We start from the raw sequence: 17,821 nt of genomic DNA, 5'->3' as shown, positions 1-17,821 counted from the left end.
AGACGGCCGAAGCTGTGGTTGGATCGCGCGCAGCGACGCACACCGCGCCAATGGCTGATGCACTGCCCTTTGCCCGGATGTCGTCCTCCCTGCCCACGCGGGGGTGTTCCGTCGTCCATGGCGCGACCTCGATTCCGGAGGCGAACGAAGAATGACCAGCCCCTACGGCCCGCCCGGAGGGAACGACCCCAACCAGCAGCAGTGGGGTCAGCAGCCCTACGGCGGGGGGTACGGCCAGCAGGGCACTCCGTCCGGCGGTTTCCCCCAGCAGCCCGGCCAGCAGCCCCCGTACGACCCGAACCAGGGCCAGTTCGGCCAGCAGCCGGGCCAGCCCGGCCAGTTCGGGCAGCCGCAGCAGCCCGGTGGCTACCCGCCGCCCGGCCACCAGCAGCAGCCCGGCCAGCCCGGTCAGTTCGGCCAGCAACCCGGCCAGCAGCAGCCCGGCCAGTACCCGGGCCAGCAGGGCTACCCCGGTCAGCAGGGCCAGCAGCAGGGCCAGCCGGGGCAGTTCGGCCAGAACCCCTACGGCGCGCAGCCGGAGAAGAAGAAGTCCAAGATGCCGCTGATCATCGGCATCGTGGCGATCGTGGTGCTGGCGGCAGTCGGCGTCACCGGGTTCATCACCCCGGGCTTCTTCGTGAGCAAGGTCTTCGACAACACGGCGATGCAGAACGACGTGAAGAAGATGCTCACCGAGCGCTACGGCCAGACCAAGACCGAGTCGGTCACCTGCCCGGCCAGCCAGAAGGTCGCGCTCAACGCCACCTTCGAGTGCAAGGCCAAGATCGACGGCAAGGACAAGGTCATCCCGATCACGGTGAAGACCGCGGAGGGCCGCTACGAGGTCGGCTACCCGAAGTAGCACGGCACACCTGACGGGAGCGGGGCGATCGGATATCCGGTCGCCCCGTTCGCCTTTTCCGGAGAGGATCGCGGCGTGAGCGACTACCAGGTCCGTCTGCTGGAGGAGTCCGAGAAGCGCGCGGCGCACACGCTGTTCCTCGGCAGCCTGCACAGTGCCCCGACCTCCGACGAGTCGTGGGAGTTCGGCTCGCGGGGCTATCCGCTTGAGCGCTGCTTCGGCGCCTTCCGCGCGGGCCGGATCGTCGGCAGCGCCCAGTCCTTCGGTGCGACCATGGCGGTCCCCGGTGGCGCGGTGCTGCCGCTGGCCGCGGTGAGCCGGGTGGGCGTGCGCGCCGACCACACCCGCCGCGGTGTGCTGACCGAGCTGATGAGCGCGCAGCTGCGGCAGATCCGCGAGCTGGGCGAGCCGCTGGCCTCGCTGCACGCCACGGAGTCGGTGATCTACGGCCGCTTCGGCTACGGCGTGGCCTGCCGGGGCCGCACCGTGGAGGTGGAGGCGGCGCGAGGACGTCCGGCCCCGCCGTTGCCCGGCGTCGGCGAGGTCCGGATCTTGGACACCGAGGAGCTGGCCGCCGAGCTGCCCAGGATCTACGAGCGGGTCGGCTTGCACCGGCCGGGCATGATGAGCCGCCCGCGCGGCTGGTGGCTGATGCAGCTGGAGCGCAGGCTCGCGCTGAAGGAGCGGCTGGTCGGGATCGTCCACAGTGGACCGGACGGGGACGACGGGTACGCGCTCTACGAGACGACCATGGTGGATTCCGGGCCGGACCGGCAGGACCGCCGCATCGATGTGCACGACATGCACGGGAGCTCGCTCGGCGTCGTGCTCGCGCTGTGGCGCTTCCTGCTCGGAGCCGACCTGGTCCGCTGGGTGCGCGCGTGGGGCAGGCCGCTGGACGAGCCCGTCGAGCTGATCCTGCCGAACCGGGGCGACTGCCGGACCGTGAACCTGGACGAGGAGACCTGGCTGCGGCTGGTCGACGTGCCGACGGCGCTGGCCGCGCGGTCCTACGGCGCGGCCGAGCCGGTGGTCGTGGAGGTGCACGACCGGCTCCTGCCGGAGAACTCCGGGCGCTACCGCGTCGGCCAGGACGGCGTTGAGCGCACGGACGCCCCGGCCGACCTGGAACTGCCGGTGGACGCGCTGGCCATGCTCTACCTCGGCGACCTGCCCGCGTCGCAGCTGGCCGCGACGGGCAGGCTCGTCGCGCACGAGCCCGCCGCGCTGGAGCGGGCCGACCGGCTCTTCGTCACCGCCCGCTCACCCCACTCCGGGACGTTCTTCTGACGCCCGAGGCCGACCACACGCCGGTGGCCGCCGCCCGCCGGGCGTAGGCGGCGAAGTCGCGGGGCTCGCGCCCGGTCGCTCGCAGCACCCCGTCGCTGAGGAAGCCGGTGTTCCCGCGGTGCAGCCACTGGAACGGCCCGGCCTGCGCCCGCGCCGCGTCGCGGTCGTACCCCCGGTCCACCAGGTGTTCGACGTACTCGGCCAGCCGCACCGGCACGCACGTGATGTCCCGGCCGGTCGCCGCGGCGATCTCGGCCACCGCTTCGGCGAAGGTCATCGCCCTCGGCCCGGACACCTCGTAGACCTGCTCCTGGTGGCCGTCCTCGGTGAGCGCGGCGATGGCGACCGCGGCGATGTCGACGGCGTCCACGAAGGGCACCGTGCCCTCGCCGACGGGGATCAGCACCTCGCCCGCGCGCACGTCGGACAGCTTCGGGTCCTCCTCGAAGGTCTGCGCGAACCAGCACGGCCGCACGACCGTCCACTCCGTGCCGCTGTCCTGGGCGGCGCGCTCGCCGTCGGCGACGGCCTTGGCCCACGGTCCGTACGGGGTGGTCAGCAGGAAGTCCTCGCCGCCGTCGCCCCGCCCGGAGAGCGCCACGATCCGGCGGACCCCCGACCGCGCGGCCAGCTGGGTGAACTCCGCCGGGTCGGCGACCCCGACCACGCCCCACACGTTGAGGTACACGGTGTCCACATCGGCGAGCACGGGCCGCCAGGTGTCCCGGTCCGCCCAGTCGAAGCGGTCCGGGCTGGACCGGGACACCGCCCGCACGCGGCGGCCCCGCTCGCGCAGCTGGCCGACCACGTGCCGGCCGACCTTCCCGGTCGCGCCCAGCACCAGGACGTTGTTCATGGTCGGCACCTCGCGTTCGGCGTGACTATTAGGTAAGCCTCACCTTGCCCGCTGAAGTGTGGTTGAGGTCAACTGTCGGTATGGACCAGCAGACGTCGATCGCCAGGACTTCGATCACCGAGGCCGCCGAGCACTTCGAGCTGCCGCTGTCCACGTTGCGCTTCTGGGAGCACGAAGGCCTGCTCAGCTCGCACCGCCGCGCCAACCAGCGCTGCTACGACGTCGAGCAGCTGTACCGGATCGCGGTCGTGAAGCGGTGGCGGGACACGGCGTTGTTCGGCATCGACCAGATCCGCGAACTGCTCACCGCTGGGCGCGACGCGACGACCTGGCACCGCGTGATCACCGGAGCCATCGAGGCCGTCGACGGCCGCATTCGCCGGCTGGAGGACGCCCGCGACTACCTCCGCCACCTCCGCGACTGCTCCCACCAGGGCGACAGCGACTGTCCTGGCTTCCGCGCGACGGTCAGCCTGCCGCGCACCCGGACCTAGCGCTTCTCGGTGATGGTCTGGTCGGCGGGGGGCGCGGTGAGCTCGACCGGCTTGCCCCAGTCCTGGAAGGTGGTCGTGGTGGACAGCGGCTTCTTGTCCGGCCCCGGCGCGGTGGTCCGCCAGCGCAGCGGGACGGTGCCCTGCCCCACCCACACCTCGTGCTTGACGCTGGTCTTGCCGGCGCTGATGTCGTGCTCCAGCTGGGCGTTGAGCTGGAGGTTGTTCTGCGTGGCCACGCTCTTGAGGACCTTGGCCATGTCCACGGTGATCGTGTACCGGATCGTGGGCACCCCGTCCACGGACTCCTCCGCGGTCGCCTCCAGCGTGCCGGAGCTGCGCAGCCAGTCGATCTTCAACACCGGGTGCACCTCCTCCGCGAGGCTCTTGGACAGCAACAGGTCCGAACTCATGTCGCCGTACTTGCCCGGCGGGGCGAGCCGCTTCCAGGGCTTGGCCGGGTTCTGCTTGGCCGTGTTGAGGCTCTGCATGAAGTTCTCCCCGGCCAGCATGAGGACCGTCGCGCGCCCCTCGGGAGTGGTGGTGACCGTCGAGGTGGACACCCGATCGCCGCCGTCGAAGCGCAGCAGCCCGGTGACGTGCGTCGAGGTGATGCCCTCGCCGGCTTGGGCTTCGGCGGTGACGGTGGCGGTCTTCTTCGCCCGCATGCCCTCGTTGACGGCGGTGACGAACTCGGATGCGCTGCCCAGCTTCGTGAGCGCGGGCGCGGCCGGGCTGGTCAGCGTGGGTGGGGCGGGCGGTGCCGGTGCCGGTGGTGGTGTGGTCGTGCAGGCGGCCAGCGCCGCCAGCACGGTGGTGCTCATGACGACGAGCGAGATCCTGCGCATGGCGTCCCCCAGGATGCGTGGTGCTGCTCTGATCGGTCCTCTCGGACCTCGTCGGCAGTGCCTGCCGACCCCCTGAGCGCGCAGCGTAGCGACCTGGTGCTCGCGCTGACCCCGCTTTCGCCATCATCGCGAGCGAACTTCACCTTGATGCCCGAGCGGTACGGGCTGAGTCGCTAGCCGAGGGCGGCCAGCAGGCGGTCGACCGAGCGGCTGAGGCCCCACTGCTCCTGCAACGCGCGCACGCGGTCGAGGTCGACCGGGGCGCTCGGCAGCACGTCGTCGCGGTCCAGGCTGACCGGGGCGTCCACGGCAACGCGGACCACCTTCGGCGCCACGAGGAGGTAGTCGCGGGCGGCCTCCAGCTTCCCCCGCGAACGCGTCGGGATGCGGGTGTCCGCCGGGTCGTCGAGCGCGGCGAGCAGGTCCTCCACCGAGCCCACGGCGGTGATCAGGCCCGCGGCGGTCTTCTCGCCGATGCCCGCGACGCCGGGCAGGCCGTCGGAGGGATCTCCGCGCAGCGCCGCCATGTCCGCGTAGGCGGGGCCCGCGCGGTCCACCGGCAGGTTGTAGCGCGCGGCCAGCTCCTCGGGGCCGAAGAACTCGGCCTTGGCGATGCCCTTGCCGGTGTACATCACGCGCACCGGGGTCGGCTCCTCGCGCACGAGCTGGAAGAGGTCGCGGTCGCCGGTGACCACCTCGACCGGATCGCGGTCCTCGGCCGTGGCGAGGGCGCCGATCACGTCGTCGGCCTCGTAGCCCGCCGCCTCGGCCGTGGCGATGCCCATCGCGTCCAGCAGCTCCAGGATCACCGGGACCTGCGGGGTGAGCGTGTCGGGCACCTCTTCGGCGTTCTCCTCCGCTTCGGCGACGCGGTGCGCCTTGTAGGAGGGCAGTGCCTCCACGCGGAAGGCGGGCCGCCAGTCGGCGTCCAGGCACGCGACGAACCGGGACGGCCGCCGATCGGTGATGATCTTGGCGACCATGTCGGCGAAGCCGCGCACGGCGTTGACCGGGGTGCCGTCCGGCGCCGTCATCGACTCGGGCAGCGCGTAGAAGGCACGGAACCACAGGCTCGCGGAGTCGAGCAGCACCAGGGGAGTCCTCACCCGGCACAGCCTGCCACCGCCCCCTGACTCTCGCCGGAGAACCTCCTTGCGCGTTTTGCAATATGTTCATATTGTAAAAACATGCCCAAGGTGATCGACCCCGAGCTCCGGCGCGCGCAGGTGGTCCACGCCCTGCTGCGGCTCACCGCCGAGCGCGGGCTGGACGAGGTCAGCGTCGCCAAGGTGGCCGCGGCGGCCGGGGTCTCGGTCGGCCTGGTGCAGCACTACTTCGCCACCAAGGACGAGATGCTGCTGCTGGCCTTCCACACCATTGACGAGCGCTTCGACGAGCGGCTGCGGCGGTGGCTGGAGGACAGCGGCCAGGACCTGGCGGAGGTCCCCGCGCGCTCGCTGGTGCGCGAGGCCCTGTCGCAGCTGATGCCGCTGGACGACGAGCGCGCCGACGAGGTGCGGGTCTGGCTGGCCTTCTGCGCGCGCGGCGCCGCGACCCCGCAGCTGGCCAAGGTCTACGAGACCGCGCTGCTGCGCCGGGTCGAGCAGATGACCGACGCGCTGCGGCGCGGGCGGGCGGCGGGGGAGATCGCGCCGGGGCTCGACCTGGAGGCCGAGGCGCTGCACCTGCTGGCCTTCGCCGAGGGGCTGGCGCAGCAGGCGCTGCTCGCCTCCGGGCACATCACCGCCGAGCGGGTCGTCGACGCCGTCGACGCGCGGCTCGGGCGCGTGTTCACGACATCGGACACAGGGGAGAACGCATGATCTACTGGGCCATCATCGGAGCCGAGGTCGGGTTCTGGTTGTTCATCGCGCTGGGGCTGTTCTCGCGCTACGTCCTGAAGATGCCCAAGCTCGGCGTCGTCTTCCTGATCTGCACCCCGCTGACCGACGTGTTCCTGCTCGCGGTCGCCGGCTACGACCTCTCCGTCGGCGGCAAGGCGGAGTTCCACCACGCGGTCGCCGCCCTCTACCTCGGCATCTCCGTGGTGTGGGGGCACAAGATGATCAAGTGGGCCGACCAGCGGATGAACCACCGCTTCGCCGGGGGGCCGCCGCCGGTCCGCAAGCCGGAGCACGGCCGCGCGCACGCCCAGCACCTGCGCTCCGGCTGGTTCCGGCACGTCGCGTCGTGGGCGCTGGGCGTCAGCCTGCTCGCCGGGGGCCTGTGGCTGGCCGACTGGGACCTCGGCCGGGCGGAGGCGCTGGCCGACGTCGCGATGATCTGGACCGTCGTGCTGGTCGTGGACGGCGTCTACTCGCTGTCGTTCACCTTCAAGCCCAAGCCCGAGCCCCGTCAGCGCGAGGTCTCGCTCTCCGGCTCCTGACGCTCCGCTCGTCCGCCGCCCCGGTCGCCCTCGGCCGGGGCGGTTGCGTCCTCTGCACTGGGCCACTCGGTCGTGTGGATGCGCCCGCTCTGCGTAGTCAAAACGTGAGTGCGGCTCGTCTGGCGGGTTCGCAACTACTCTGATCGGATTACTTCGGTTACGACTACCGATCGCTTTCGGTAACTGATTTGCCAAGAACGCATTGCAAAGGCTCCTTGGCGAACTACCTTTCCGCGGGTGCCGACAACGACCGACTCCACGCGGCGAGGGCAGCCACTGGACGCCCGCAGCCTCCGGGGGCTGGCGCACCCGCTGCGCCTGCGCATCCTCGGGCTGCTCCGCGCGGACGGCCCGGCGACCGCCTCCGGGCTCGCCGCCCTGCTCGGTGAGAGCTCCGGCAGCACCAGCTGGCACCTGCGCCAGCTCGCCGAGTACGGGTTCATCGAGGAGGACCCGGATCGCGGCAACCGGCGCGACCGCTGGTGGCGCGCCCGGCACGAGGTGACCACCTTCGACAAGGCCCAGTTCCTGGACGACCCCGACTCGTGGGGCGCGTTGCGGGTGCTGATGCACGAGGTGGTCAACCGCGACTTCGGCCACGCCGTCGCCTTCGTCGCCGCCGTGGAGTCCTGGCGCCGCGAGTGGGTGTGCGCCTCGACCCTGTCCGACTGGGACCTGCGGCTCACCGCCCCGGAGCTGGCCCGGCTCGTCGAGGAGCTGGGCGCCGTCGTCGAGCGCTACCGCCGCGCGGGCGCCGAGGGCGACGAGGCGGTCCGGGTGCAGTTGCAGGCATTCCCCCGCACCCGCAACGAGGAGCAGCAGCCTTGACCCTTGCCGAACCCGCCCCGCTACCGCGCGCAGGAGTCGGGTCGTTCCCGGCGCGGGCACCCGAGCGCGCGCGAGGGCCGCTCGCCTCGGTGCTCGTCGCGAACGCGGTCTCCGGGTGCGGGACGACCATGACCCTGATGGCCATCCCGTGGTTCGTGCTCCAGACGACCGGCAGTGCCACCCAGACCGGCCTCGTCGCGGCCATCGAGGCGGTCGGCCTCGTGCTGTCCTCGGTGCTCGGCGGCCCGCTGGTCGGCCGCTTCGGCGCCAAGCGCGTCAGCATGGCCTCCGACCTCGTCGCCGCCGTCGCGGTCGGGTCGATCCCCCTGCTGCACGCGGCCAACGGCCTGCCGATCTGGCAGCTGGTGGTGCTCGCGATGGTGCTCGGGCTCAGCCGCGCGCCCGGTGACACCGCGCGCTACAGCATGCTGCCCAGGCTGACCGAGCTGGCCGGGACCTCGATGGAGCGCGCCGCCAGCGGCTACGACGGCGCGGGCCGGGCGACCAGGATGCTGGGCGGCCCGCTCGCCGGTTCGCTGATCGCGCTGACCGGGCCGCCGCAGGTGCTGGTGATCGACGCGGTGACCTTCCTGTTCTCCGCCTTGGTGATCGCCGTCGGCGTGCGCGACCTCGACACCGAGCGCCCCGCGCGCAGGCACTACTTCGCCGAGCTGCGCGAGGGCCTGGCGTACCTGCGCTCCGACCGCCTGATCGCGGCCATCGCCGGGATGATCGCGGTGACCAACGCGCTCGACAGCGCCACGATCACCGTGCTCATGCCCTCCTACGCCCGCGACGTGCTGCACAGCAGCGTGGCCCTCGGCATGATCATCGGCGTTTTCGGCGCGTGCGCGCTGACCGGGACGCTGGTCTACGGCTGGATCGGGCACCGCATCCACCAGCGCAGGCTGCTGTTCACCACGGCCTTCATCCTCGTCGGCCCCGTGCGCCTGCTGATCTACACCGTCGACCCCGGCCTGCCCGCGATCCTGCTGGTGGTCGCCGTCGCCGGGTTCGCCGCCGGCTCGATCAACCCGCTGCTCGCGGTGGTGGAGTACGGCCGCATCCCCGTGCACATCCGCAGCACCGTGATCGGCGCGATCGGCGCGTGCGCGCTCGTCGGCATGCCGCTGGGCTCCCTGCTCGGCGGGCTGGCCGTGGAGACCTGGGAGGTGCACCTGACCTTCGCGGCGGGCGGCCTCATCTACCTCTGCGCCACCCTCTGCCCGCTGATCTTCCCCATCTGGCGCCAGATGGACGCCCGCTGACCACCCCGCTCAGCTGCACTCCGCCCCACTCCGCCGCTTAAGCCCTGAACGACCCGTTTGGTGCGTTGGTAGCACTCAACGGGTCGTTTGGTGCGTTGAAGTACCCGAAGGGGTCATTCAGGGAGTTGGACGCACCGAACGGGGCGTTCGTGGGGGCGGAGTGCTTCGCGGGCCGAGGGGGAGTGTCCACAGAGGACGGTGGTCAGCCGCGCGCGCTGAAGCGGCTGCCGCCGTACTTCTTGTGCACGGCCTGCTTGGAGACGCCGAGCGACTCGGCGATGAGCGCCCACGGCACGCCCCGGGTGCGGGCGCGCCGCACCTGGACGGCCTCGATGCGCTCGGCCTCGTGCCGGATCTCGGCGGCGGCGCGCAGTGCCTTGAGCGGGTCGTCGTCGCCCGCCTGCCCGACCAGCGTTGCCAACCTGTCGACCTCCATCCGCTCAACCTACGTGCTCCACTGACGTCAATCTAGGTTGACTTGAAAGGCGCGTCAACTTTGGTTGACTTCGACTAGTCTGGTACGCATGTCCACGAACACCGGGACGCTCGACGTCCCAGCGCTTCGCGCCCGCCTGGGCCGTGCCGCGGAGGCCACCGGGAAGGCCGGGGTGGACGCCCTGGTGATCGCTCCCGGATCGGATCTGCGGTACCTGCTCGGCGTCGGCGGCGGCTCGCACGAGCGGCTGAGCTGCCTGCTGCTGCCCGCCGACGGCGTGCCGGTGTTGCTGCTGCCCGCGCTGGAGGCTCCCGGGTACGCGCACCTGCCGCTGGCCGAGCTCGGCGTCGAGCAGCGCACGTGGGTGGACGGCGAGGACCCGTTCCGGATGGCGGCCGACCACCTCTCCGGCGCGGCGGCGTTCGCGGTGTCGGACATGATGCCCGCGCTGCACGCGTTGCAGCTGCGCGACGCGCTCGGCGACGCGCGGCAGGACCTGGCCGGGCCGATCGTGCGGGAACTGCGGATGCGCAAGGACGCCGCCGAGATCGAGGCGCTGGCCGAGGCGGGCGCGGCGATCGACCGCGTGCACGCGCGGATGGGCGAGTGGCTGCGCGCGGGCCGCACCGAGGCCGAGGTTCGCGCGGACATCGCGGCCGCGATCGTCGCCGAGGGCCACGTCACCGCCGAGTTCGTGATCGTCGGCTCCGGCCCCAACGGCGCCAGCCCGCACCACGAGGTCTCCGATCGCGTCATCGAGCGGGGCGACGTCGTGGTGGTCGACATCGGTGGGCCGATGCCGAGCGGCTACAACTCCGACTGCACGAGGACCTACTCGATCGGCCAGCCCTCGGGCGCGGGTGTCGCGGACGCCTACGAGATCCTGCGGATCGCCCAGGACGCCGCCGTCCGCGCGGTGCGCCCCGGAGTCACCGCCGAGTCGGTCGACGACGCCGCGCGCTCGGCGATCACCGCCGCCGGGCTCGGCGAGCACTTCGTGCACCGCACCGGCCACGGCATCGGGCTCGACGTGCACGAGGAGCCGTACGTGGTGGCGGGCAACGACATCCCGCTGGAGCCGGGGATGGCCTTCAGCGTGGAGCCGGGGATCTACCTGCCGGGCCGGTGGGGCGCGCGGATCGAGGACATCGTGGTGGTCACCGAGGACGGCCGCCGCTCGCTGAACAACCAGCCGCATGAACTGGTGGTGCTGTGAACAGCTCGTTGGAGGCCATCGACCGGGCGATCCTGCGCGAGCTCAGCGAGGACGGGCGGTGCAGCTTCACCGACCTCGCCGAGCGCGTGGGCCTGAGCGTCTCCGCCGTGCACCAGCGCGTGCGGCGGCTGGAGCAGCGCGGGGTGCTGCGCGGCTACCAGGGCCAGCTGGACTACGAGCAGGTCGGGCTGCCGCTGACGGCCTTCATCTCCGTCACGCCGATCGACCCCTCGGCGCCGGATGACTACCCGCAGCGGCTGGAGCACCTCCGCGAGATCGAGGCGTGCTACTCCGTCGCTGGGGACTACTCCTACATCCTGCTCGTGCGCGTCGCCCGCGCCACGGCGCTGGAGGACCTGCTGCGCCGCATCCGCGAGTCGGCCAACGTCTCCACCAAGACCACCGTCGTGCTCTCCACCCCGTACGAGGCGCGCCCGCCAGCGGTGTAGCTCAGCTCGCGAGGGTCCCGTGGAGCAGCGCGGGGACCTCGGCGAGCTCGACCCGGCCCGCGTGGGCGGCGCTCAGCACCTGGAAGGCCCGCTCGTACAGCAGGTGCGGCAGGCCGTCACCGCGCACCAAGCGCTCGTGGCACACGTCGCTGAAGTCCGTCATGTGCTTGCGCAGTACCGCGATCGGCGAGTCGTCGAGCACCGGCCACCGCTCGATGAGGGCCTGGTAGCCGTGGCGGTAGCGGTCGAACCCGTCGACGATCCGCGTGGCGTCGACGGTGTCGCTGCGCTGATCGGCGACGCGGTGGTAGACCACGGTGGGCCGTCCGGTCGTCGAGGCCCGCCAACCGTGGCCGTGCACCAAGCGCAGCAACAGTTCCCAGTCCACGAGCACCGGGATGGACGGGTCGAAGCGCGCCGCGAGGTCGTTGCGGCACACGATCGTCGACGTCGGGATGTAGTTGCCGACGAGCAGCAGGCCGGGGTCGAACTCCATGTCGAAGAAAGCCTTGGCGTGCAAGGGTTCCTCGCCCGGTTCGAGGCGGCGCTCGCTGGTGAGGCAGTGCGCGTGGACCAGGTCGGCGCCGGCCCCGCTCAGCGCGGCGACGGCGGACTCCAGGTGCTCCGGCAGGTGGAGGTCGTCGTCGTCCAGGAACGCCAGGTAGCGGCCCGTGGCGGCCTCGATGCCGGTGTTGCGCGCGCTGGCGTGGCCGTGCGAGGTCGGCGACTCGATCAGCCTGACGTCGTCGAGCCCGGCGTCGGCCACGACGTCCTCGACGCTCGCCCCGCCGTCGTTGACCACCACGACCTCGACCCGGTGCGCCGAGCCCGGATCGCAGAGCGTCTGCGCCGCAACGCTTTCCAGCGCCGCGGCCAGGCACGCCGGGCGGTCCTTCGTCGGCACCACAACGCTGACCAACGGCTCCATGATCATGACCGTAGTCGTGGCCGCGGTGCGCCAGAACCCCGTGCGCGAGGCGTCAGTGAGGCAAACGCACGGGGCGGGGATCAGCGGGAGGGGGGTTTGAGCGCGGCCGCGCCGGTGAGGAGGTCGAGGTCCCCTGCGGCGGTGGGCACGCACGCGCCGAAGCGCTCGGGCGTCCTCAGGAAGCGGCCCAGACACCGGCCGATCTGCTCGTGGCCGCTGCCGTTGGGGTGGAAGGACTCCTGCATCGCGTGCCGCGCGCGGTCGTCGTGCCGCAGATCCCCCCAGTTCACCGTCAACCGGGTGAACCACTCCGAGCGGTCCTCCACCGCCGACGTGCACGCCTCGTGGCCGGTGCCCGCCCCGGCGAGGTCGAGGAAGCGGGCGCCCGCGGTGTCGGCGGCGCGGCGCAGGCCGTCGGAGAGCTGGTGGACGGCCTTGGTGCGCACCCACGTCAGGTCTTCGAGGCGGAACGGGCAGCCCGCGAGGCTCTGCAGGCTCGTCTGCACGTCGGGGCCGACCGGCGCGGCGTAGGACTGCACGACCAGCGAGTACGCGGAGTCCCGGTAACCGGCCTCGCGCATCACGGTGCGGATGTCGGCGAGCGCGGCGCTGACCTTGGGCACCATGCGCTCGACCCGCCTGGGCCACTCCTCGGTGAGGTTCGCCGCGCACCCGGTGACGCGCCCGAGCAGCCACGCCCCGGCGCAGTCGGTCACGGTGCGGGCGAAGCCGGGGTCGTCGTTGGCGCCCATCTGCACGACCACGGTGGTGACCCGGTACCGGCGGGCCAGCTCGGCGAGGCGCCGCGCCTGGGAGCGCTCGGTGTGGTGGGTGGCGTCGGTCAGGCCGACGTCGCGCGCCACGGCACCGGAGCAGGCGAGGTTGATGGTGGTGATCGCCCTGGTCATGGCGGTGTGGTGGACCAGCGCCCGGTTGGAGCGGTGGCACCAGTTGCCGTTCTCGCCGTTGGTGCCCGGCTCGTAGTCGCCGACGCCCTCGCCGGACATCGAGCTGTCGCCGAGTGCCACCACGGCGTGCGGGGCCTCGGCGGGCGGACCGGGGGCGGTGGGGGCGCGGCCGTCGGCCAGCAGCACGCTCACCCCGATGATCGGCACCGCGAGCGTGAACAGGACCAGCCGCAGCGGGCGGAAGCGGTCTCGGGCGCGCATCACGTCGATTCTATCGAGGCGCGCGGCGCGGAGACTGGGCGTTTCGAGTGCTTCTCAGGCAGGCGTCAGGACGCTTCGCGGTGGCGGTGCCCGGAGGACTCGACCTCGTCCTCGGCGGCGGTGGCCTCGGCGGTCTCGGTGCTGACGGTCTCGGTGATGCCCTTGAAGATCTCGTCGACCAGCTCGTCGTAGATCGGTGTGGCTGCTGCCTGATCCATGGGGTCCCCCTATTGGTCTAACCGGAACCTGGGAAGGCTAACGCAGAGTTCCGGCGATCGCATGTCCTTGATGTCGATGCGATCTTCGTCACGAATGCGCGTTGGCGGGCCGTGACGGCGTCGCCACGCCGTGTGTGTCCCCCGTTCCGGGCAATCGCGCCGGGAAACGTTTCGATTCCTTTTCGCGGCCTCCGGCCACCTTTCGGATAAGGGCGTTATCCCGGTCACAGTGCGGAACCGGCCCCGGTCGAAGCGCGAGCGTGAGCGCGGTTCACGTTGGTTGGCGAAAGGGAACGAGCGGTCGCGGAGGCGTGCGTCGCCCTATTCGGTGAACGGTCGCGAAGCTGTTCGACCGCGCCCGCGAGGAAAGGTTTCCGGAGAAGCGGCATTGTTCGTCGGGTATTCGCGGGGTGATCACTGGCTGTGATCGTCGGGAAGTCCCTCGCAGTGGGGACGGCCGGTGCGGCCAGACCGTCCACTGTGGACAGGTTGGGGTGGGTCCCGGTGCCCGGCGGTACCGGTGTCGGTGCCGTCCGGGGTGGCGTTCCGGGTCGGTTCGCCCGCGGTGTCCGCGGTGTCCGCTCACGCGGCGCGGACGCGGCCCTCGACCAGGCGGAGCCGCCGGTGCGCCGCCTCGTGGACCTCGTCGTCGTGGGTGGCCACCAGCACCGCGGTGCCCTCGTCGGCCGCGCGCTTGAGCAGGCCGAGCACCACGGGCACGGTCGCGTGGTCGAGGTGAGCGGTCGGCTCGTCGGCCAGCAGCAGGCGCGGGCGCGGCGCGAGGGCCCGGGCGAGCGCGGCGCGCTGCCGCTGCCCGAAGGACAGCTCGGTCGGGTAGCGATCGCCCAGCGCGCCGATCCCGAGCTCGTCGAGCAGTTCCTGGACGCGCGCGGTCGGCTCCTCGCCGCGAAGGCGCAGCGGCAGCGCCACGTTCTCCGCGACGGTCAGCTCGTCGGCGAGGCCCATCACCTGCGGCAGCACCGCGCAGTCCTGCCACGCGGGGTGCGTGGACATCCGCTCGCCGAGCAGCAGCACCTCGCCGGAGTCCGCGCTGTCGAAGCCGCTCAGCACCGCGAACAACGCGCTCTTGCCGGAGCCGGACGGGCCGGCCAGCGTCACGAACTCACCGGAGCGGACCTCCAAGTCCACGCCGGTCAGCACCTCGACCTCGCCGAAGGACCGGCGAACGGCGTGCGCTCTGAGAACCGCGCTCATCGTTGGACCCTTCCGTCGCGCAGGCGCACCACCGGCTCGCCGAGCTCGATCAGGCGGTCGTCGTGCGAAGCGGCCACCACGGTCACATCCCAGGTTGCCAGCTCGGCGAGGGTTTCCAGCACCAGCGTCGCCGAGCGCGCGTCCAGCTGCGAGGTCGGCTCGTCGGCGAGCACCACCTCGGCACCGGTCGCCAGCGCGCACGCGAACGCCAGCCGCTGCTGCTGGCCGCCGGAGAGCGCGCTGATCCGCCAGTCCTCGGTGCCCGGCAACCCCAGGCGCTCCAACAGGTCCGGCGGCGCCGAGGAACGTCCGGCCAGCTGGGCGGCCGCACGCAGGTTCTCGCCGACCGTCAGGTAGTCGAACAGGTTGTCCGGCGGGTTCTGGAAGATCATCACCACCCGGTCGCGGCGCAGCTGGCGCAGTCTGCGGTGGGCGAGACCGGTCACCGGCTCACCGCCGAAGGACACCGTGCCCTCGGTCGGCTGTTCCACCATGCCGAGCAGCCGCAGCAACGTGGACTTGCCGGAGCCGGACGGCCCGGCGAGCACGGTCAGCCCGCGCTTGGGCACCGCCAGGTCGACGTCGGCCACGGCGGTCACCGGGCCGGACGGTGTCGGGTAGTCGACCCGGACGCCGCTCAGTTCCAGAACTGTCTCAGCCACGCAGCAGCTCCCCGGCTCGTGCGGTTCGGGCCGCCCGCACCGCGACCGCGCCCGCGAGCACCACGACCACCGCGGCGGCGAGCGTGGTCAGCAGCACGAACGAGGCCGGGTTCGGGACGGCGGGGAAGGGCGCCAGCCGGGGAGCGGGGTCCAGCCGCGCCGCCGACAGGGCCGCGCTGACCACACCGGTCGCCGTTCCCACCACCGTGGCCAGCGCCGCGATCACGCCCAGCTCCACGAGATGGCTGGACACCAGGGTTCTCCGGCGCAGCCCCATGCGCGTCGCCAGCGCGCTGAACAAGGCGTTCTGCCGCCGCCGCACCTCGACGGAGAGCAGCAGCGAGCAGGCCGCCAGCACGGCGAGGACCGCTCCGAGCGCGGTGATGAAGGAGAACGTCCAGCTGACGACGTAGAACGGCAGCGCGTCGATCACCTTGGTGCGGCTCTGCGGGTTGAAGTAGCGGACCCCGCCCGCCGTGAGCTGCGCGGTGAGCTGGTTGATGTCGGTGGACGTGCTCCACAACCGCCACGCCGCCGCGTCGTAGGCGTTCGGCAGGGCCTCGCGCGCGATCACGTAGCCCCGGTCGACGCCGAAGCCGGGGAACTGCGGCACGGATGCGACGGTGCGCAGTTTCACGCCGTTCACCGGCTCCAACTGGCCGTCGGGTGACTTGCCGACGCGGAGCGCGGGTGCTGTGCCGGAGGCGTCGCGCGGCCCGAGCTCGGCGAGCGCTTCGCTGGCGTCGACCGACGACAACGACCACGCGACGCGGTCGAAGCTCGCGCGGTCGACCACGAGGATTTTCACCTGCTCGCCGTTGACCAGGCCGGGCGCGTCACCGACGAGCGTGGTCGTGGCGCTCAGCTCGGCAGGGAGCTTGATCTTGCCCTCGGCGACCCCGACCGGCAGCTGCACGGCGGTGTTCGCGCCGACGATCATGCCGGACTTGTCGTCGAGGGCGTTCTGCTGCGCGCTCGCGACGCCGTAGCCGACCGCGACCGTGCCGACCGCCAGCGCGGCGACGGTCAGCACGCCGGTCGCGGTCGTCCTGGAGATCGCCAGTCGCCGCACCGCGAGCTGCACCGCTGGCCAGGACCAGACGTCGAGCCGGTGCGAAGCGCCGAGGGACACGCCGAGCACCCGCGAGATCAGCCCGGCCGCCGTCAGCACCACGAGCAGCGGGAAGGCCAGCGCGATCGGGTCGATGCGCGGCAGCACCTCCCCCCGCTGCACGGTCAGCGCGCCGTCGAGCAGCCGCGTCCACGACCACACGGCGAGCGCGGAAGTGCCCAGCTCCCAAGGAATCCAGCGCAGCACGCGGCGTTCTCGCGGCTTGGACTGGTAGGTGTGGCGCACGTGCACGGCCGCGGTGGCGCCGACCACGAGCAGCGCGACCGCGAGCACCGCCGCGACGACGGCGGCGACGAGGCCGAACGTGCCGGGCTCCAACGCGGTGCTCGGTGCGAACAGCGGCAGCGCGAGCCTGCCGACGCCGACCCCGGCCGCGCCGCCGAGCACGAACGGCACGACCAGTTCCAGCACGGCCTTGCCGCCCAAGGCAGCGGGGGAGACGCCGCGCACCCACAGCAGGCGGACCTCGGCGCGGCGGCGCTGGCACCACTGGAGCGCGACCGCGCCGACCGCGACCATGCCCACCAGCACGGTGACGGCCGTCAGCGGGAGCACCGCGAGCAGCACGCTGGTCCTCGCCTGCTCCGCCAGCTCGATGCCCCGGCGCAGCAGGTCGGTCTTGGTGAACCTGCCGCCCAGCGCGGACAAGTCGTTCAGCAGCGCGGTCGAGCGCGCGGACAGCTCGTGCGCCTCGGTCAGCGTCGCCGGGAGCTGGTGCGGGAAGCGCAGCGTGAGCGTGTAGCTGGTGGAGAGCTTCGCCATGAGCTGGTCGAACTCGGCGCGGTCGGGCAGCAAGCCCAGCGGGGCCGTCGTGCCCTCGCCCGCGAGCGGATTGGCGACGACGTAGCGCTCCTCGCTGCACCACCAGTCCCCGCTCGGCGCCGCGATGTCCTCGAAGATCGCCGTCACCGGGGGCAGCAGACCGCCGCGCCCCCGGTCGCCGAGCTTCACCGCGCCCGCCTCCGCGACGCTCCTCGGCAGCCACAGCCCGGAGCGCTCGCCCCCGGCGATGACCTTGACGTGGTCGGCGGCGCCCTCGCGGTGGCCGAGGCGCAGCCACGGCGTCCTGCCGTTGAAGTCCGTCCGCGCCACCGCCGCGTAGCGACCCGCGAGGGCACCGTCGAAACCGTTGCGCGCAGCGGCTTCCGTGCTCGTCCGCACCGCCTGCTCGACCTCGGCCGGGCGCAGTCGGGCACCGTCGACGGTGGGCGTGACGATCATCGGGCAGCCCCGACCGGTCTGGTAGGCGACCGCCGCCGAGCCGCTCGCGACGGTGTGGCTGATCGCCGCCGTCACCACGAACGAGAGCACGAGTCCGGCGAGCGCGGCCACCAGCACGGTGGAGGCGCTCGCGAGCGCGGCGCGGGGCGCACGGGTCCAAGGGAGGCGCACATGCGGACGGTACCTGCGAAAACGCTCTCCTGGGCGAGATCGGCCAACTCGGGCCGTCCGTCGCAACGCCCGCTGCGCCACCCGGAGTGCGGCGGTCGGAGCAGCGCCCGGTATTGATAGTGGATCACCACGGCGCAAGCCCTGAATGACTCATTCATGTGGTTGAACGTGCTGA

At 72.2% G+C, this 17,821-nt stretch carries 19 protein-coding genes; 9 read left to right on the top strand and 10 right to left on the bottom strand.

Features of this window, described 5'->3' with window-relative positions:
- The first annotated feature begins 151 nt into the window (after positions 1-151).
- Complete coding sequence (locus CCN37_RS24565) at positions 152-862, top strand: DUF4333 domain-containing protein (protein WP_086825117.1); 711 nt, start codon at positions 152-154, stop codon at positions 860-862.
- A 75-nt stretch (positions 863-937) separates the two neighbouring features.
- Positions 938-2,152: a GNAT family N-acetyltransferase gene (locus CCN37_RS24560; protein WP_086825115.1), complete on the top strand. Its 1,215-nt coding sequence runs from the start codon at positions 938-940 to the stop codon at positions 2,150-2,152.
- Here the strand turns inward: CCN37_RS24560 and CCN37_RS24555 are convergent.
- A complete protein-coding gene (locus tag CCN37_RS24555) occupies positions 2,115-3,008 on the bottom strand; it encodes an NAD(P)H-binding protein (RefSeq protein ID WP_086825113.1) in 894 nt (297 codons plus the stop codon). The two genes, CCN37_RS24560 and CCN37_RS24555, sit on opposite strands and share 38 nt — an antisense overlap.
- Before the next feature lie 80 nt (positions 3,009-3,088).
- On the opposite strand from CCN37_RS24555, the gene CCN37_RS24550 reads away from it, so the two are divergent.
- Positions 3,089-3,502, top strand: coding sequence for a MerR family transcriptional regulator (locus CCN37_RS24550; RefSeq protein ID WP_086825110.1), 414 nt, complete (start codon positions 3,089-3,091; stop codon positions 3,500-3,502).
- Here CCN37_RS24550 and CCN37_RS24545 read toward each other — a convergent pair.
- Positions 3,499-4,347 (bottom strand): hypothetical protein, encoded by an 849-nt coding sequence (locus CCN37_RS24545; protein WP_086825108.1) that lies wholly within the window; start codon positions 4,345-4,347, stop codon positions 3,499-3,501. The two genes, CCN37_RS24550 and CCN37_RS24545, sit on opposite strands and share 4 nt — an antisense overlap.
- Positions 4,348-4,520: 173 nt before the next feature.
- Positions 4,521-5,453 (bottom strand): 5'-3' exonuclease, encoded by a 933-nt coding sequence (locus CCN37_RS24540; protein ID WP_086825106.1) that lies wholly within the window; start codon positions 5,451-5,453, stop codon positions 4,521-4,523.
- A gap of 81 nt (positions 5,454-5,534) precedes the next feature.
- Here CCN37_RS24540 and CCN37_RS24535 point away from each other — a divergent pair, with 81 nt between their 5' ends.
- The 4 genes from CCN37_RS24535 (at position 5,535) to CCN37_RS24520 (ending at position 8,829) form a co-directional block, all read left to right on the top strand.
- Positions 5,535-6,170: a TetR family transcriptional regulator C-terminal domain-containing protein gene (locus CCN37_RS24535; RefSeq protein WP_086825104.1), complete on the top strand. Its 636-nt coding sequence runs from the start codon at positions 5,535-5,537 to the stop codon at positions 6,168-6,170.
- Complete coding sequence (locus CCN37_RS24530; protein WP_086825101.1) at positions 6,167-6,733, top strand: hypothetical protein; 567 nt, start codon at positions 6,167-6,169, stop codon at positions 6,731-6,733. The genes CCN37_RS24535 and CCN37_RS24530 overlap by 4 nt, the downstream gene beginning before the upstream one ends.
- A 237-nt stretch (positions 6,734-6,970) precedes the next feature.
- Positions 6,971-7,561, top strand: a complete 591-nt coding sequence (locus tag CCN37_RS24525; protein WP_210408183.1) for a helix-turn-helix domain-containing protein — start codon at positions 6,971-6,973, stop codon at positions 7,559-7,561.
- Complete coding sequence (locus tag CCN37_RS24520) at positions 7,558-8,829, top strand: MFS transporter (protein WP_143261785.1); 1,272 nt, start codon at positions 7,558-7,560, stop codon at positions 8,827-8,829. Before CCN37_RS24525 ends, CCN37_RS24520 begins: the two co-directional genes overlap by 4 nt.
- Before the next feature lie 202 nt (positions 8,830-9,031).
- Here CCN37_RS24520 and CCN37_RS24515 read toward each other — a convergent pair whose 3' ends face one another.
- Positions 9,032-9,265, bottom strand: coding sequence for a hypothetical protein (locus CCN37_RS24515; RefSeq protein WP_086825097.1), 234 nt, complete (start codon positions 9,263-9,265; stop codon positions 9,032-9,034).
- A gap of 79 nt (positions 9,266-9,344) precedes the next feature.
- On the opposite strand from CCN37_RS24515, the gene CCN37_RS24510 reads away from it, so the two are divergent.
- Positions 9,345-10,481: a M24 family metallopeptidase gene (locus tag CCN37_RS24510; RefSeq protein ID WP_371504912.1), complete on the top strand. Its 1,137-nt coding sequence runs from the start codon at positions 9,345-9,347 to the stop codon at positions 10,479-10,481.
- Positions 10,478-10,930, top strand: coding sequence for an Lrp/AsnC family transcriptional regulator (locus tag CCN37_RS24505; protein WP_168200839.1), 453 nt, complete (start codon positions 10,478-10,480; stop codon positions 10,928-10,930). The genes CCN37_RS24510 and CCN37_RS24505 overlap by 4 nt, the downstream gene beginning before the upstream one ends.
- Position 10,931: 1 nt before the next feature.
- Here the strand turns inward: CCN37_RS24505 and CCN37_RS24500 are convergent, their stop codons facing one another.
- The 6 genes from CCN37_RS24500 to CCN37_RS24480 all read right to left on the bottom strand — a co-directional run bounded on the left by CCN37_RS24500 (position 10,932) and on the right by CCN37_RS24480 (position 17,646).
- Positions 10,932-11,858: a glycosyltransferase family 2 protein gene (locus CCN37_RS24500; RefSeq protein ID WP_168200838.1), complete on the bottom strand. Its 927-nt coding sequence runs from the start codon at positions 11,856-11,858 to the stop codon at positions 10,932-10,934.
- An 80-nt stretch (positions 11,859-11,938) separates the two neighbouring features.
- Positions 11,939-13,027 (bottom strand): GDSL-type esterase/lipase family protein, encoded by a 1,089-nt coding sequence (locus CCN37_RS24495; RefSeq protein ID WP_086825160.1) that lies wholly within the window; start codon positions 13,025-13,027, stop codon positions 11,939-11,941.
- A 65-nt stretch (positions 13,028-13,092) separates the two neighbouring features.
- Positions 13,093-13,245, bottom strand: coding sequence for a hypothetical protein (locus tag CCN37_RS40110; protein ID WP_168200837.1), 153 nt, complete (start codon positions 13,243-13,245; stop codon positions 13,093-13,095).
- A gap of 582 nt (positions 13,246-13,827) precedes the next feature.
- Entirely contained in the window at positions 13,828-14,460 is a 633-nt protein-coding gene (locus CCN37_RS24490) for an ABC transporter ATP-binding protein (protein ID WP_086825091.1), read from the bottom strand.
- Complete coding sequence (locus tag CCN37_RS24485; protein WP_086825089.1) at positions 14,457-15,122, bottom strand: ABC transporter ATP-binding protein; 666 nt, start codon at positions 15,120-15,122, stop codon at positions 14,457-14,459. The genes CCN37_RS24490 and CCN37_RS24485 overlap by 4 nt, the downstream gene beginning before the upstream one ends.
- Complete coding sequence (locus CCN37_RS24480; protein ID WP_086825087.1) at positions 15,115-17,646, bottom strand: FtsX-like permease family protein; 2,532 nt, start codon at positions 17,644-17,646, stop codon at positions 15,115-15,117. The genes CCN37_RS24485 and CCN37_RS24480 overlap by 8 nt, the downstream gene beginning before the upstream one ends.
- Positions 17,647-17,821: the final 175 nt, after the last annotated feature.

The organism is Allokutzneria sp. NRRL B-24872, assembly GCF_002155965.1.
GTDB lineage: Bacteria > Actinomycetota > Actinomycetes > Mycobacteriales > Pseudonocardiaceae > Allokutzneria.
This window is presented reverse-complemented; position numbering and strand designations above follow the sequence as displayed.